This window comes from Chelativorans sp. AA-79 (genome assembly GCF_029457495.1).
Classification (GTDB): domain Bacteria; phylum Pseudomonadota; class Alphaproteobacteria; order Rhizobiales; family Rhizobiaceae; genus Chelativorans.
The window spans coordinates 4056504-4070939 of record NZ_CP120361.1; the positions used below are offsets into that span (position 1 = coordinate 4056504).

Here is a 14436-nt window from a genome sequence, read left to right on the forward strand (position 1 = left end):
AGCCCGTGAAAGCCCTTTCCATTGCCGCCACCGGCATGTCGGCCCAGCAGACCAATCTCGAGGTCATCGCCAACAACATCGCCAACATCAACACCACCGGCTTCAAGCGGGCGCGGGCGGAATTCTCCGATCTGCTCTACCAGGTGGAGCGGCTTCAGGGCGTGCCGGAGCGGGCGAACCAGAACATCGTGCCCGAGGGCGCCAATATCGGCCTCGGCGTCAAGACGGCCGCCGTGCGCAACGTGCACATCCAGGGCTCGCTCAACAACACGGGCAACAAGCTCGACGTGGCGCTCGTCGGCAAGGGCTGGTTCCAGATCGAGGGGGCCGACGGCGAGCCGCTTTACAGCCGCGCCGGCGCCTTCAACACGAATGCCACCGGCCAATTGGTCACCGTCGACGGCTTTCCCGTCGCGCCGGCCATCGTCATCCCCGAGAACTCGGTGGAGGTGATCATCAACAAATCCGGCCAGGTCTTCGCACGGATCGAGGGGCAGAACGAGCTGCAGGAACTCGGCCAGCTCACGCTCGCCAATTTCGCCAACGAAGCGGGGCTCGCGCCGATCGGCAACAACCTCTTCCGCGAGACCGCCGCCTCCGGGCCGGCGACGATCGGCGTGCCCGGCGATCCGGGCTTCGCCACGGTCGAACAGGGCTATCTGGAGAGCTCGAACGTCGATCCCGTCAAGGAGATCACCGAGCTGATCTCTGCGCAGCGGGCCTATGAGATGAACTCCAAGGTGATCAAGGCGGCCGACGAGATGGCCGCCACCGTCACCCAGTCGATGCGATAGCCATGGCTTCACTCCCCACGCGGCGCATTCTGATGGCCGGGCTGGTCGCGGCCCTGCCCTGGCTTGCCGTGCCCGCTTCCGCTCAGGAGATCGTGGTCGTGCCGGTGCGCGTGATCTATCCCGGCGAGACGATCGCCGCGGAAGCGCTCCAGGAGATGATGCTGCGGCGCCCGCCGCGCGGCAATCCGGCGATCGCGCGCTCGCCCGCCGATGTGGAGGGCAAGGTGGCGCGGCGCACCCTCCTTCCCGGCCGCCTTCTGCCGCTTTCCTCCGTGCGCGATGCCTATCTGGTCGAGCAGGGCTCGACGGTGACCGCCGTCTTCGCCGACGGGCCGCTCACGATCTCCATCCTCGCCGTTCCGCTGCAGGCTGGCGCCGCGGGCGACCTCATCAAGATGCGCAATATCGACAGCGGCGCCGTCTTCACCGGCACGGTGATGCGAGACGGCACCGTCCGGGTCGGCGCGTCATGACGAAGCGCCGGCTCGGCATGTCCGGACTGGGCCGCCTGGCGGCGGCGGTGCTCGCGGCGCTCGTTGCCGGCGTCGGCCGGCTGCCGCCGGCACCACGCAGATCAAGCATGTGGCGCAGCTTCAGGCGGCGCGCGACAACCAGCTCGTCGGATATGGCCTCGTCATCGGCCTGAACGGCAGCGGCGACAGCCTGCGCAATGCTCCCTTCACCGAGCAATCCATCCGCGCCATGCTCGAGAATCTGGGCATCGCCTCGGAAGGGGGACGGGCGCGCGCGGAGAATGTCGCCGCCGTCATCGTCACCGCGAACCTGCCGCCCTTCGTGCAGTCGGGCGCCCGCATCGACGTCACCGTGTCCTCGCTGGGCGACGCCGACTCGCTTGCGGGCGGCACGCTGGTGATGACGCCGCTGCGCGGCGCCGACGGCGAAGTCTACGCAGTCGCGCAGGGCCCCGTCGTCGTATCCGGCTTCAGCGCCCAGGGCGAGGCGGAGACCCTGACCCAGGGCGTGCCCACGACCGGCAGGGTGCCCAACGGCGCCATCATCGAGCGCGGCGTGCCTGCCGCCCTCGACGACCTGCTGATGCTGACCCTGCAGCTTCGCAATGCGGACTTCTCCACAGCCGTGCGCATCGCCGACGTCATCAACGCCCACACGAGCAGACGCTTCGGTGCCCGGCTCGCCAGCGAGCAGGATTCGCGCACGGTGGTGGTCCGCAAGCCCAAGAACATCTCCGCCGCGCGCTTCTATGCGGAGATCGAGAACCTGCCGGTGGAGGTGGACGCGCCGGCCCGCGTCGTCATCGACGAGCGAACGGGCACGATCGTCATCGGAAACGACGTGCGCATCTCGCGCGTGGCCATCAGCCACGGCACACTCACCGTGCGCGTGACGGAGATGCCGCGCGTGATCCAGCCGGAGCCCTTCTCGCGCGGCGAGACGGCGGAGGAGCCCTATACCGTGGTTCAGGCCACGCAGCCGGACGCCACGGTGGCCGTGCTCGACGGGCCGGACCTGCAGACGCTCGTCTCCGGCCTCAACAGGCTCGGCGTGAAGCCGGACGGCATCATCGCCATCCTGCAGGGCATCAAGTCCGCCGGCGCCCTGCAGGGCGAACTGGTCTTGCAGTAGGGGATGACCGGGATGCTCCTTTGCGACCTCCTTCGACGCAGGAAGCCGCGCCTGGCGATGGCCGGGCTCGCCGCCCTCCTCGCCGCCGCCCCCGCCGGAAGCGGTGCCCGCGGCGAGGAGGCCGCGCCAACCACGTCCGACGAGATCGCCCGCTACTGCAGCAACATCGCCGATGCGGCGCGCGACCGGCGCTACGCCCTCCAGGCGCAGGAGCTGGAGGACCTGCGCAGCGAAGTCGACCAGCGCATCACCGCGCTGGAGGCCAAGCGCGCCGAATACGAGGCCTGGCTCGCCCGGCGCGAGGACTTCCTCGCCAGGGCGGAGGACAATCTGGTGCAGATCTATTCCAGCATGCGCCCGGACGCCGCCGCCGAGCGCCTGGCCGAGGTCCGCATGGATCTCGCCGCGGCGATCCTGATGAAGATCGAGCCCCGCGCGGCAGGCATCATCCTCAACGAAATGAACAGCAAGGCCGCCGCCGTCATCACCGGCATCATGGCGAGCGCCGGCCGCCCCGAGGACCCCTCATGAGGACGCTTGTAAGAACACCGCTGCTCCTTGCCGTCCTGGCTCTCGCAGGCTGCGCAGCCCATGACGAGATCGGCAAACCGCCGGCTCTGTCGCCGGTCGGCTCCGGCGCGGAGCCGACCGTGCTGCAGGCCTATCACTACCCGGAGCGGAAGCCGGCCCATGTCAGCCGCTACTCGCTCTGGAGCGACCGCCAAAGCCGCTTCTTCACCGATCCCCGCGCGCTCGAGGTGGGCGACATCCTGACGGTCTTCATCTCGATCAACGACAAGGCCAAGTTCGAGAACGAGTCGGAGCGTTCGCGCCGGGCGAGCCGCAACCTGGGTCTCGCGGGCTCCTTCGCCATCGGCAGCGCCACTGGCTCGGCGGAAGCGGAGGGCGAGATCGGCTCCGGCACCTCGACCACGGGCGCGGGCGCCACGGAGCGCTCGGAGGATATGAGGCTCGTGATGGCCGCGATCGTGACGGAGAAGCTTCCCAACGGGAACCTGCGCATCTCCGGCACGCAGGAGGTGCGCGTCAATGCCGAGCTGCGCGTGCTCACGATCGCTGGCATCGTGCGGCCGAGCGATATCGGCCCCAACAACACCATCTCCTATGAGCGCATCGCCGAGGCGCGCATCTCCTATGGCGGGCGCGGCAGGCTGACGGAAGTGCAGCAGCCGCCCTGGGGCCAGCAGGTACTCGACAACGTGCTGCCGTTCTGAGCGGGGCGCAGGATCGTGGCACTCGACACGCAGACAGAAAATCAGAAGAAGGGTCCGTCCCTCATCATGCAGGCGGCCGCCCTCCTCGTCGTCACCGGTCTTGCGGCGGGAATGGGCTGGCTAACCGGCGGCTATCTGGATACGCGCCATGCGCAACCCGGAGACCAGCAGGCGGCGAACGAGACCGAACACCCGGCGGCCGAACAGACGGACGGCGAAGCCGCCGGCGCGCCCAATGTGACCACGCTCGATCCGATCACCACAAACCTCGCCGATCCCACTGACGTGTGGGTGCGGATGGAACTCGCCGTCGTCTTCGACGGCGAGGCGGATCCCGCGCTCGCGCGTGCGATCCACCAGGATCTCTTCGCCTTCATGCGCACCGTGAAGCTGCGGCAGATCGAAAGCGCGAGCGGCTTCCAGCATCTCAAGGCCGACCTTGCGGAGCGCGCCAGGATCCGCAGCGAAGGGAAGGCTAAGGACATCCTGATCATGACCTTCCTCTACGAATGAAGCGCGCCGCCCTCGCCCTCTGCATGCTTCTTGCCGGCGTCACGCTCGCGGCGGCGCAGACGATCGATCTCGGCCCGCTCGCCCAAGGGGCGAACGGCACCACGGTCGGCTACATCATCCAGCTCTTCGGCCTGCTGACGGTCCTCTCGATCGCGCCGGGCATCCTCATCATGGTGACGAGCTTCACCCGCTTCGTCATCGTCTTCTCGATCCTGCGCACGGGGATCGGCCTGCCCTCCACCCCCGCCAACCTGATCCTGGTGAGCCTCGCGCTCTTCATGACCTTCTACGTGATGGCGCCGACCTTCGACCAGGCGTGGAACAACGGCGTGCGGCCGCTCATGAACAACGAGATCACCGAGGCGGCGGCCATGGAGCGGATCACCGATCCCTTCCGCGCCTTCATGACGGCCAATGTGCGGGAGGAGGATTTCAACCTCTTCGCGGACCTCGCGGCGGAGCGCGGGGGGATAGAAGCCTCCGCGGACCGGGCGGACCTGCGCGTGCTCATCCCCGCCTTCATGATCTCGGAGATCAGGCGCGGGTTCGAGATCGGCTTCCTGATCGTGCTGCCCTTCCTGGTGATCGACCTCATCGTGGCCACCATCACCATGGCGATGGGCATGATGATGCTGCCGCCCACGGTGATCTCACTCCCCTTCAAGATTCTCTTCTTCGTGCTGATCGACGGCTGGAACCTGCTCGTGGGCAGCCTCGTCCGCTCCTTCGTCTGAAGTCGGGCGAGCCGGCGGTTATCCTTTTGGTAGCAATTGGGCGTCATAACACTGCCGTTGCATGACGGAGTGAGCCCGAAGGCTCACGGCATGACGCCTCTCCGCCATCACCGGTCGGCCCGGTATGTCCCTCGTCAGTTCTCATTCAGGGGCGTAATTCCCATGGCAAGCATCAACACCAATGCGTCGGCGATGACGGCGCTGCAGACCCTCAACACCATCTCCAAGAACATGGCCACCACGCAGTCGCGGATCTCGACCGGCCTGCGCGTGGCGGAAGCCTCCGACAACGCCGCCTACTGGTCGATCGCGACCTCGATGAAGTCGGACAACAAGGCGCTTTCCAGCGTGCAGGACGCGCTCGGCCTCGGCGCCGGCAAGCTCGACACCGCCTATACCGGCATCAACGAGGTGATCGAGACGGTCGACAAGATCAAGCAGAAGCTGGTGAGCGCCCGCGGCGCCAGCCAGGAGGATCAGCAGAAGATCCAGACCGAGGTCGAGGCCCTGCAGGACCACATCGTGTCGGTGGTCGGAAACTCCAACTACGCCGGCTCCAACATGCTGCAGGACGGCACCGACGTCAATGTCGTCGCGTCCTACAACCGCACGGGAACGACGGTCAGCGTCGACCAGATCACCATCACCGGCGCCGATGTCCAGGTGCTGAGCGAAGACGGCACGACGGGCATCGTCTCCGCCATCGCGGCCGACGGCTGGTTCGATGCATCCGGCGGCGCGATCGCGGATACAGCCGTCGACACCATGCTGGGCGCTGTCGAGACCGCCCTCGCGTCGCTCTCCGAGCAGGCTTCGGTGCTGGGTGCCGCGAAATCGCGCGTCGACCTGCAGAAGGACTTCGTCTCCAAGCTCTCCGACGCCATCGACCGCGGCGTGGGCCAGCTCGTGGATGCCGACATGAACGAGGAGTCGGCCCGCCTTTCCGCGCTGCAGGTCCAGCAGCAGCTCGGCGTTCAGGCGCTCTCCATCGCCAACCAGAACACGCAGTCGATCCTCTCGCTGTTCCGCTAAGCGCGGCCGCCGGGCGCAGCCCGGCCTGACGCAGCCTATCAGCCGGGCCGTCCCAGGGCGGCCCGGCTTTCGTTTGCCCGCGCCTCTCGGGTTAAGCGAATGTTAACCATAGCTGCTTACGTATGGTTAATCATTCGTATCCGCCAGTCATTGGCGTCGGGCAAGGGGCAGGCACGTGGCAAGCATTATGACGAACACCTCTGCAATGGTGGCGTTGCAGAGCCTGAAGGCGACCAACAAGGCGCTCGAAGTGGTGCAGGGGCGCATCTCCACCGGCTATCGCGTAGCGGAGGCGAGCGACAACGCCGCCTACTGGTCGATCGCCACCACCATGCGCTCGGACAACAAGGCGCTTTCGGCCGTGCAGGATTCGCTGGGCCTCGGCGCCGGCAAGGTGGACACGGCCTACACCGCCATGAACGACGCGATCGAGGCGGTCGATTCGATCAAGACCAAACTGATCAACGCACGCGGCGCGAGCGGGGAAAACCAGACCAAGATCCAGGCCGAGATCGATATCCTGCTCGATCAGATCCGCGATGCCGCCCTTGGCGCCAACTATGCCGGCACGAACGTGCTGGCGACCGACAGCACCGCTCCGCTGGAGATCGCCGCCTCCTACAACCGCGCCTCCGACGGCACGGTCAGCATCGGCACGATCTCGCTCGACCTGACGGGCATCCGGCTCGTCGCCGCCGACGGCACCACCGTCGACGCGACCCAGCACCTCGCGCATGACATTATGCAGATCGACGTCGTGGCCAATGGGAGCGACGCTTCCATCGACGCTTATCTGGAAGACGTGGAGACCGCGCTTGGGGCCATGTCCACCGCCGCCGCCAATCTCGGCGCCGTCAAGAATCGCCTCGACCTGCAGAAGGACTTCGTCTCCAACCTCATGGATTCGATCGAGCGCGGCGTTGGCCAGCTCGTGGACGCCGACATGAACGAGGAATCGACCCGCCTCCAGGCCTTGCAGGTGCAGCAGCAGCTCGGCATCCAGGCGCTCTCCATCGCCAACCAGAACGCGCAGAACATCCTCTCCCTCTTCAAGTAGCGGGAAGGGGCCGGGAAAGACCCGGACAAAGGGCCGCCCCATCCTTATATCTGAAAACCAGAAAGCCGCGTCGAATCTGACGCGGCTTTCCGGCCATCTCCAAAGGAAACTTCGGCCGCAAAATCAGTTGTTCGAAGTTCCGCCTGGAGCAGCGTTCGGCGTCGCTCCGTTGCCGCTGCCACCGCCTCCGAAAACGGAGGAAATGACGCCGAGGATTTGGCGGCTCTCCGGGTCGGCAATCACCGTCGTATTGTCGTCGACCTTAGCCACATGATGGTTCTGCGCCTCGGGCAGAGCCTGCGCAGCCGCTTGCGGCATCGGCTGGAGCTGCACATTGTCGGGGAGGGTGTCGCCGATATTCGGCGAGTAGTTCGGCGAACCCTGTCCCTGAACCAGAAGGCCCGCGAGGCTCTCGAACAAGGTGTCGTACTGATCGCCCGACGCGTTGGCGTTGGCCTGACCCGACTGCGCAGGGGCCGTTGCCGAGGTCGCCTGCGAAAAGGCGGGCGCGGCGGCAAATGTAGTTGCGCAGAAAACCGCGATCGCTGGCACGATAGCTTTCGATACAAAATGCATAGACTATTCTCCGGTTATCGGAAACATATTGGAACGCACGCTACATTCTCATGAAGGTTCATCTCAGAGAACAAGCGATGCAGACCTTAACGCCTGCTTGTAAATCGGCGTTTTATACGATGCATGTCCTTTTACTACAAAGATCCGCATCGTTTACTCAATATCGGCAGAAACGCCTACCAGGTTCCAGCCTCTGCTGAGACGCCCCCACCCCGCTGCGCGATCGACCTCTCCTCATTTCATTTTCGCACAAGCTTCGCGTCCTAGGCTCACAGGGCCATTCGCCTGGGGAGCGACATTTGCCGGAGCAGCTTCAGACCATCGTCGAGAACCTGAGAAGCCTGGGGCCGCGCCGGCTTGCCATGATGGGCGGCGTGCTGGCGCTGGTGATGACCCTGATCGCCGTCGGCGCCTTCTACCTCAACCGGCCGGCCTACGAGACGCTCTATGTCGGCCTGGAACGCTCCGACGTGAACCAGATCGGCCTCGTGCTGGGCGAAGCGGGCATCAGCTTCGACGTGGTCTCCGACGGCACCGCCGTCCTGGTGCCGGCCGGCAGGACGGCGGAAGCGCGCATGCTGCTTGCGGAAAAGGGCCTGCCGTCGAGCACGAATGCCGGCTACGAGCTGTTCGACAATGTCGGCTCCCTGGGACTCACCACCTTCATGCAGGAGGTGACCCGTGTGCGCGCGCTCGAAGGAGAGATCGCCCGCACCATCCGTTCGATCGCCGGCATCCGGGCCGCGCGGGTTCACATCGTCATGCCCGATCGCGGGAATTTCCGCCGCGAGCAGCAGGAGCCCACCGCCTCGGTGGTGATCCGCACCTCCGGCATCGATGCGGCGGCGAAGGCCGCCTCCATCCGCTATCTCGTCGCCGCCGCGGTGCCTGGGCTGAACGCGGAGGAGGTGACCGTGCTCGATTCCTCCGGCACGCTGCTTGCGGCGGGCGACGATCCCGCCAACAACACCGCGCAGCGCTCCATCGGTGTCGAGCGGTCCGTCGAGGCGCAGGTGCAGGAGAATATCCGCCTGGCGCTGGCGCCCTATCTGGGGCCGGAGAACTTCCGCGCGAGCGTGAAGGCGGAGGTCGACACCGATACGCGGCAGGTCGAGGAGGTGATCTACGATCCCGATTCGCGCGTGGAACGCTCGGTGCAGATCGTGCGCACCGCCGACAGCGCGACGCGCGAGACCGCCGCCACGCCGACCACCGTGCTGCAGAACCTGCCGCAGGAGGAGACGCCGGCCGGCGAAATGCCGCGCTCCTCCGAGGAAAGCGAGCGGCGCGAGGAAACGACGAATTACGAGATCAACACGAAGCGCATCGCCACCGCCAGCAACGGCTATCAGGTCACGAAGCTCTCCATCGCCGTCGTCGTGAACGAGGCACGTCTTGCCGCCATCCTTGGCGAGAACGCGGCCGCCGATGCGCTGCAGGCGCGCATCGAGGAGATCCAGTCCGTGGTGGCGTCCGCCGCCGGCTTCGACGAGGCGCGCGGCGACGTTCTCAAGGTTGCCGCGGTCGAGTTCATCGACGGCCTCGACGGCACGGAGATGCCGCAACCGGGCATCCTGGACATGCTCGGCCGGCATCTGGGCACGATGATCAACGCGGGCGCGTTCGTGCTCGTCGCTTTCCTCGTCACCTGGTTCGGGCTGAAGCCGCTCGGCGCCGCCTTGATGCGCACGACCGGTGCCGAGGAGCCGGCCGTGGAAGACGCGCGCGCCGCCCTCCCCGGCCCCGCCGACGGCGCGCTGCCGGTCATCGCGGGCGACGATGCGGCAAGCCGGGATTTGGAAGAGGCAGGTGACGGGACGGACCTGAAGATGAAGCCGGCGCCACAGGCCCGCCTCGCGCGGATGGTCGACCTCAACGAAGAGCGCACCGCCCATATCCTGCGCAAATGGGCGCGGGCCGAAGCGGAGGCAGCGGGATGACCGCCGCTCTCGCACTCGCCGATGCGCTGCCGGATTTCGGTGCCGGGCGCCCTTCCGCGAAGGCGCATCCGCCTGCCGTTTCCATGGAAGACGAAAGGCGGCAGACGCAACCGCGGGAAACCGAGGAGATGCGGATTGCGCGTGCGGTCGCGGCGGCGGAAGAAGCGCTGCGCGAACGCCTCGTCCGCGAGCATGAGGATAAGCTCGCCGCCGAGCGCGAGCGCCACCAGGCGGAGCTTGCCGCGCTCACCTCCAGTCTGGGAGAGGAAGCGTCGCGGATCATCGCCGAGCGCTTCGCGGATATGGACCGGCAGGTCCTGTCGGTGACCGGGGCGGCGGTGGCACGCATCCTCGGGGCGATCCTCACGGAAGACCTGCAGAAGCAGGCGGTGGATGAACTCGCGCATGTCCTGGCCGAGACCATGAAAGACGGCGGCGCCGTGCGCATCCGCGTGAACGGCCCCGCCTCCCTGCGCAGCGCGCTCGAGGAGCGTTTGGGCGAACGCGCGCGCCAGGTCGAATTCGTCGATGCGCCGGGCGTCGATCTCACGGCCGAGATCGACGAGGCTCTGGTAGAGACGCGCCTTGCCGAATGGTCAGAGGCATTGGCGGAGGTTCTCCCGTGACGGCCGGGAACCCGGAGGAACGGCATCCGGAGATCATCATCGTCCGCCGCGGCGGCGATGATGAGGAGGAGGGCCATCACGGCGGCGTATGGAAGATCGCCTTTGCGGATTTCATGACGGCGATGATGTGCTTCTTCCTCGTCATGTGGCTCATCAACGCCGCAAACGAGCAGACGCGCGCGGCCCTCGCCAGCTATTTCAACCCGGTCAAGCTGATCGACCGCAACACGAACCGCAAGGGGCTGGAGGAGATCGGCCAGGGACCGCAGACGGCGACGGAAGCGGACGAGGCACAGAAGATCACCGACCAGCCCGCCGGAGAGCACGACAAGACGTCCGGCCCGGCGAACTTCCAGAACGCGTCGGACCTCGCCGACACGCGCAAATATTCCGACGAGAACTTCTTCTCCAACCCCTATGCGGTGCTGGCGGAGATCGCCGCCGAAAGCGGCAAGGACCAGAACGTTTCCGCCAGGGGCGAAGGAGGGCAGCAGATCGCCGGCCCCTCCTCCGGCGCGTCCGGAGGCGAAGCCTATCGGGATCCCTTCGCTCCCGATTTCTGGTCGCAGCAAGTGGCCGTGCCGCAGATCGGCGTGGAGGGCGACCCGGACGAAGCCCGCGAGCAGCCCGCGGGTGCCGATCGAAGGGCACGGGAGACGGGCGCATACGAGCTTGCCGCGGCAGCGCCGGAGGCGGATACGGGCCGCGAGGACGAGGTCTTGGCGATACCCCTGAAGCCCGTCCCGCAGGCAGAACCGCTCGCCGGCGCGGTGGCACGGCAATCCGCCGATGATCCCAAGACGGCGATCGCTGCGGCGGACGAAGGCGAAGCAGATGCCAATTCCGTGAAGGAGACGGCCGACGCCACCAAGGCTGCCAAGGAGCGCCAAGTGCCAAGCGATGCGCGTGAGGCAGAAGCGGAAGCCCTGCGGCAAGCGCTCACGCAGGCATTGAAAGGCGAAGGGCTCGCAGGATCGGTCGCGGTTTCGGCAGGCGACGAAGGCGTGATGATCTCGGTGACCGACGATGTCCGCAACGGCATGTTCGCCGTCGGCTCGGCGGTCCCGGAGCGCTCGCTGGTGCTCGCCATGGAGAAGATCGGGAAGACACTCGCCGAACAGCCCGGTACGGTCCGAATCCATGGCCATACCGACGCGCGTCCCTTCAAGGGCGGCAGTTATGACAATTGGCGGCTTTCCACCGCCCGCGCCCATGCCGCACAGTACATGCTCGTGCGCGGCGGCCTTGAGGAGGATCGCATCGCGGAGGTGGCGGGCTTCGCCGACCGGCGGCTCAAGCTGCCGGAAAACCCGCTGGCGGACGCCAATCGCCGCATCGAAATCCTGCTCGAGGCGCCCCGATGAGGCGGAGAGCGCGCGTACTCGCGCTGGCGGCAGTGCTGGCCTGCCCCTTCTCGCCGGCATCCGCGGAGGGCCTGGAGCCGTACCAGATGGTACGGTCGCTGCAGCTCGTGCAGGACCGCATCGCCGATGGGGACCACGCCGCCCTGCCGATGCAGCGCAAGCTGCTCGCCGTGATCGACGAGCGGTTGCAGCTCGTGCAGCCGGAAGCCTTCGCGGACAGGCGCAATTTCGAGGCGCTGCTGATCTACGGGACCAGCGGCGGCAATCCCGCGACCCTGGAGCGGCTCGTCTCGCGCCTCGAACCGGAAGGCATCGACGGAACATTGAGCGAGGCTGTCGTCAGCTATGCGCGCGGCGATCTGGCGCGCGCCCGCGAACTTCTGGGCAGCATGGAACCCGAGCAGATGCCGGGGGAGGCAGCGGCGTCGCTGATGCTCGTCGCGGGCTCGCTCGTTGCGCCCCAGGATCCACGGCGCGCCCTCCAGTTCTTCGATGCCGTGCGCCTGATCGCCCCGGGAACCCTGCTGGAGGAGGCCGCCTTGCGCCGGTCGATCCCGTTGAGCGCGGAGATTGGCGATACGGCGCGCTTCAGCCTCGCCTCGCTGCAATATGTCCGCCGGTTCCTGCGTTCGCCCTATGCCAGTCAGTTCGCGGAGGCTTTCGTTTCCGCCGTGATGGCACTGCACGACAGGATGGACACCGGCGTGGTCGAGGAGGTCGCGGCGGGCATGGAGCCCGAGCAGGCGCATGTGACCTATCTGCGCATCGCGCGGCAGAGCGTCATCGAAGGCCACGACCGGCTTCTCGCCTTTGCCGCCGCGAATGCGGAGCGCTATGCGGAGCTTGCCGGCGAAGCCGATCCGAGAGCCGTGCTCTATGCGAATGCCGCCGCCGTCGCTTCGCAGGATGTGGAGGCGGTGCTTGAAACGCTCGATAGCATCGATGAAAGGCGGGTCTCCGTAAATGACCGGAAGCTGCTTCGCGCAGCACGCCGCATCGCGCGTAGCGTCCTCGCTCCGCCGCCCTCCGTACCGGCCGGTACGCCGCGCGTGCTCGCCGCTTCCGCCGGCAGGGATGTGCAGGCCGGCGAAGGAGACATCAACCGGGCATTCGTCGCAAGCGCGCGCGAGAGGCTCAAGGCGATCGACGCGCTTCTCCAGGAGGATACCCGGTGACCGGATCCATCAGGCTCAACCTGCCGGCCGCCCTGCTCGGATCCCACGGGCAGGGACGCGGCCTCAGGAACGCACCTGCCGAAGAGATCGCCTTCGGGAGTGCGCTCCAAGAGAGCGGACCGAACGCTCCGGTGCCGGAAAAGGTCCGCCCGCCCTTGACGCGCGAACAGGACGGCTGGCGTGTTGCGAGAGGTCTCATGGAAATCCCGGCGGACTGGCGGGAGGGTCCTGCCGGCGAAGGCGACCGCCCCGCGGGAGGGGAAGAGGCGGCCGAGTTGTCCGCCGCGTGGATCACGCTCGCAGATGCCGCAGCCGCAGAGCAAAGGCTGCCGCGGGGAGGCGCAGGGAGTTCCGGGGATACCGTGGCGGCTCAGGTGCCGCCGCGCACCATGGAGAGCCGCGCCGTCGCGCGGGAGAGCCGGCCTGTACTCGCCGGTTCGCGCCTGGCGCAGGCGACATCGACTGCGCCGGGAGAAATGGCCCCCTTGCCACGCGAGGGTGCTCCTGCGCGAACCGAAGGCTCCGGTTTCCGGCTCGAAAGGGCAGAGTTGTCACTCGGTCCCACGGCATCCCGCACACCCGCTCACTCGGCTGCAGAAGAGAACAGGCCGCTGTCCGAACGGCCTTCCGCGAAACCGGAAGCCGTCCCCCCTCAAATCCGTGTCCTTGGCGTACAGACGGTCCCGTTGCCACAGGGACAGCCGCCGTCCGGCAGCCCGGCGGCAGCCGTCCTCACCGCTTTCCAGACTGATCCGGGCTTCTCCCCGGCCGTGGCCGAGGCGGCCCTCGCGACCGCCCGGAACGGCTCGGCCGCGGGTGAGCCCCTGCACACACTGAAACTTCAGCTGCAGCCAGTCGAACTCGGCACCGTTACTGCCCGTCTGAGCCTTTCCGGAGATCAACTCCTGGTAGAATTACAGGTCGAGACGGCCGAGGCCCGCCACAAGCTTCAGGCCGACGGGGACGCCATGCGCGAGGCGCTGCGCACACTGGGCTACGACGTCGACCGGATCGTCATCCAGCAGGCGCCGGCAGGCTCCTCCGCAAGCACGCCCGGGGCGCCCTCCGCGCGCGATCCGGGAGCGCAGAACGGCCCGGGGCAAGGCCATCAGGGCGGCGGCCAGTCAGACCCGCGGCAGGGCGGCGGAGGCAGGGGCGAAACGGGGACGGGAAAACGGCCGGAGGCGAGGCAGACCGATGCGGCGGGCAACGGCCTTTATATTTAGCCTCCTGCTCTCCGCGCATTCCGCGGCGGCTAATCCTTGCGAGGCCGAGGTGCTGCGCGCGGCGCAGAAGTATGGCGTGCCGGCAGGCATCCTTTATGCGGTGGGCCTGACGGAAACCGGCGTGAAAGGCAGCCTCCAGCCCTATGCCCTCAACATCGAAGGCAAGGCGGTCTTCGCCCACAGCGCAGCCGAGGCAATGGCTGAGTTCGTCAAGGCGCAGAAAGGTGGCGCCAGGCTCATCGATCTCGGCTGCATGCAGATCAACCATCACTACCACGCCAGCCATTTCCGCAGTCTGGCGGACATGCTCGATCCGCGCCAGAATGTCGACTATGCGGCGCGCTTCCTCACCCGGTTGAAGAAAGAGCACGAGACCTGGTCGATGGCCGTGGCGCGATACCACGCGGGCCCGAACAACGACCCCGCACAGAAGCGGTATCTCTGCCGGGTGATCGCCAATATGGTGGCCACAGGCTTCGGATCCTGGACCTCGCCGGCCCGCACCTTCTGCAATCTAAAGTAGATAACGCTATCCTGGGTGAACCTTCCCGAAAAACAC

The 14436-nt window shown here is 66.9% G+C and carries 15 protein-coding genes and 1 pseudogene; 15 read left to right on the forward strand and 1 reads right to left on the reverse strand.

Annotated features, from left to right (window positions below; translation table 11 throughout):
- Nucleotides 1–5: 5 nt before the first annotated feature.
- From flgG to PVE73_RS19875, 9 genes and pseudogenes are all read left to right on the forward strand, one after another.
- On the forward strand, nt 6–794 hold the full coding sequence (gene flgG, locus PVE73_RS19835) for a flagellar basal-body rod protein FlgG (protein ID WP_277363892.1): 789 nt from the start codon (nt 6–8) through the stop codon (nt 792–794).
- A 2-nt stretch (nt 795–796) separates the two neighbouring features.
- A complete protein-coding gene (gene flgA, locus PVE73_RS19840; protein WP_277363893.1) occupies nt 797–1267 on the forward strand; it encodes a flagellar basal body P-ring formation chaperone FlgA in 471 nt (156 codons plus the stop codon).
- Between the two features lie 17 nt (nt 1268–1284).
- Nucleotides 1285–2399 (forward strand): annotated as a pseudogene (locus tag PVE73_RS19845) (flagellar basal body P-ring protein FlgI).
- A gap of 57 nt (nt 2400–2456) precedes the next feature.
- The gene (locus tag PVE73_RS19850; protein WP_277363895.1) at nt 2457–2930 is read left to right on the forward strand and encodes a MotE family protein; all 474 of its coding nucleotides are present in this window, start codon (nt 2457–2459) and stop codon (nt 2928–2930) included.
- Entirely contained in the window at nt 2927–3634 is a 708-nt protein-coding gene (gene flgH, locus PVE73_RS19855) for a flagellar basal body L-ring protein FlgH (protein WP_277363896.1), read from the forward strand. The genes PVE73_RS19850 and flgH overlap by 4 nt, the downstream gene beginning before the upstream one ends.
- Nucleotides 3635–3649: 15 nt before the next feature.
- Nucleotides 3650–4147, forward strand: coding sequence for a flagellar basal body-associated FliL family protein (locus PVE73_RS19860; protein ID WP_346772380.1), 498 nt, complete (start codon nt 3650–3652; stop codon nt 4145–4147).
- Entirely contained in the window at nt 4144–4881 is a 738-nt protein-coding gene (gene fliP / locus PVE73_RS19865; RefSeq protein WP_277363897.1) for a flagellar type III secretion system pore protein FliP, read from the forward strand. The genes PVE73_RS19860 and fliP overlap by 4 nt, the downstream gene beginning before the upstream one ends.
- 162 nt (nt 4882–5043) lie before the next feature.
- Nucleotides 5044–5913 carry a flagellin gene (locus PVE73_RS19870; protein WP_277363898.1) on the forward strand — a complete coding sequence of 290 codons (870 nt, stop codon included), beginning with the start codon at nt 5044–5046 and terminating at the stop codon, nt 5911–5913.
- A 175-nt stretch (nt 5914–6088) separates the two neighbouring features.
- Nucleotides 6089–6970 (forward strand): flagellin, encoded by an 882-nt coding sequence (locus PVE73_RS19875; RefSeq protein ID WP_277363899.1) that lies wholly within the window; start codon nt 6089–6091, stop codon nt 6968–6970.
- A gap of 123 nt (nt 6971–7093) precedes the next feature.
- Here PVE73_RS19875 and PVE73_RS19880 read toward each other — a convergent pair whose 3' ends face one another.
- A complete protein-coding gene (locus PVE73_RS19880) occupies nt 7094–7546 on the reverse strand; it encodes a hypothetical protein (RefSeq protein ID WP_277363900.1) in 453 nt (150 codons plus the stop codon).
- A gap of 299 nt (nt 7547–7845) precedes the next feature.
- On the opposite strand from PVE73_RS19880, the gene fliF reads away from it, so the two are divergent.
- From fliF to PVE73_RS19910, 6 genes are read left to right on the forward strand one after another with little or no spacing between them, the layout of a single operon-like run.
- Nucleotides 7846–9486, forward strand: coding sequence for a flagellar basal-body MS-ring/collar protein FliF (gene fliF / locus PVE73_RS19885; RefSeq protein ID WP_277363901.1), 1641 nt, complete (start codon nt 7846–7848; stop codon nt 9484–9486).
- Entirely contained in the window at nt 9483–10112 is a 630-nt protein-coding gene (locus PVE73_RS19890; protein WP_277363902.1) for a hypothetical protein, read from the forward strand. Before fliF ends, PVE73_RS19890 begins: the two co-directional genes overlap by 4 nt.
- Nucleotides 10109–11476, forward strand: a complete 1368-nt coding sequence (locus PVE73_RS19895) for a MotB family protein (protein WP_277363903.1) — start codon at nt 10109–10111, stop codon at nt 11474–11476. Before PVE73_RS19890 ends, PVE73_RS19895 begins: the two co-directional genes overlap by 4 nt.
- Nucleotides 11473–12651, forward strand: a complete 1179-nt coding sequence (locus PVE73_RS19900) for a chemotaxis protein (RefSeq protein ID WP_277363904.1) — start codon at nt 11473–11475, stop codon at nt 12649–12651. Before PVE73_RS19895 ends, PVE73_RS19900 begins: the two co-directional genes overlap by 4 nt.
- Nucleotides 12648–13877, forward strand: coding sequence for a flagellar hook-length control protein FliK (locus PVE73_RS19905; RefSeq protein ID WP_277363905.1), 1230 nt, complete (start codon nt 12648–12650; stop codon nt 13875–13877). Before PVE73_RS19900 ends, PVE73_RS19905 begins: the two co-directional genes overlap by 4 nt.
- Nucleotides 13849–14400, forward strand: a complete 552-nt coding sequence (locus tag PVE73_RS19910; protein WP_277363906.1) for a transglycosylase SLT domain-containing protein — start codon at nt 13849–13851, stop codon at nt 14398–14400. The genes PVE73_RS19905 and PVE73_RS19910 overlap by 29 nt, the downstream gene beginning before the upstream one ends.
- Nucleotides 14401–14436 lie beyond the last annotated feature (36 nt).

What these genes read in the sequence shown, in the direction of transcription:
- PVE73_RS19870 (WP_277363898.1), top strand. Translation starts at nt 5,044, where the DNA reads ATGGCAAGCATCAACACCAATGCGTCGGCGATGACGGCGCTGCAGACC.
- fliP (WP_277363897.1), top strand. Translation starts at nt 4,144, where the DNA reads ATGAAGCGCGCCGCCCTCGCCCTCTGCATGCTTCTTGCCGGCGTCACG.
- flgA (WP_277363893.1), top strand. Translation starts at nt 797, where the DNA reads ATGGCTTCACTCCCCACGCGGCGCATTCTGATGGCCGGGCTGGTCGCG.
- PVE73_RS19850 (WP_277363895.1), top strand. Translation starts at nt 2,457, where the DNA reads ATGGCCGGGCTCGCCGCCCTCCTCGCCGCCGCCCCCGCCGGAAGCGGT.
- flgH (WP_277363896.1), top strand. Translation starts at nt 2,927, where the DNA reads ATGAGGACGCTTGTAAGAACACCGCTGCTCCTTGCCGTCCTGGCTCTC.
- PVE73_RS19880 (WP_277363900.1), bottom strand. Translation starts at nt 7,546, where the DNA reads ATGCATTTTGTATCGAAAGCTATCGTGCCAGCGATCGCGGTTTTCTGC.
- PVE73_RS19890 (WP_277363902.1), top strand. Translation starts at nt 9,483, where the DNA reads ATGACCGCCGCTCTCGCACTCGCCGATGCGCTGCCGGATTTCGGTGCC.
- PVE73_RS19910 (WP_277363906.1), top strand. Translation starts at nt 13,849, where the DNA reads ATGCGGCGGGCAACGGCCTTTATATTTAGCCTCCTGCTCTCCGCGCAT.
- PVE73_RS19900 (WP_277363904.1), top strand. Translation starts at nt 11,473, where the DNA reads ATGAGGCGGAGAGCGCGCGTACTCGCGCTGGCGGCAGTGCTGGCCTGC.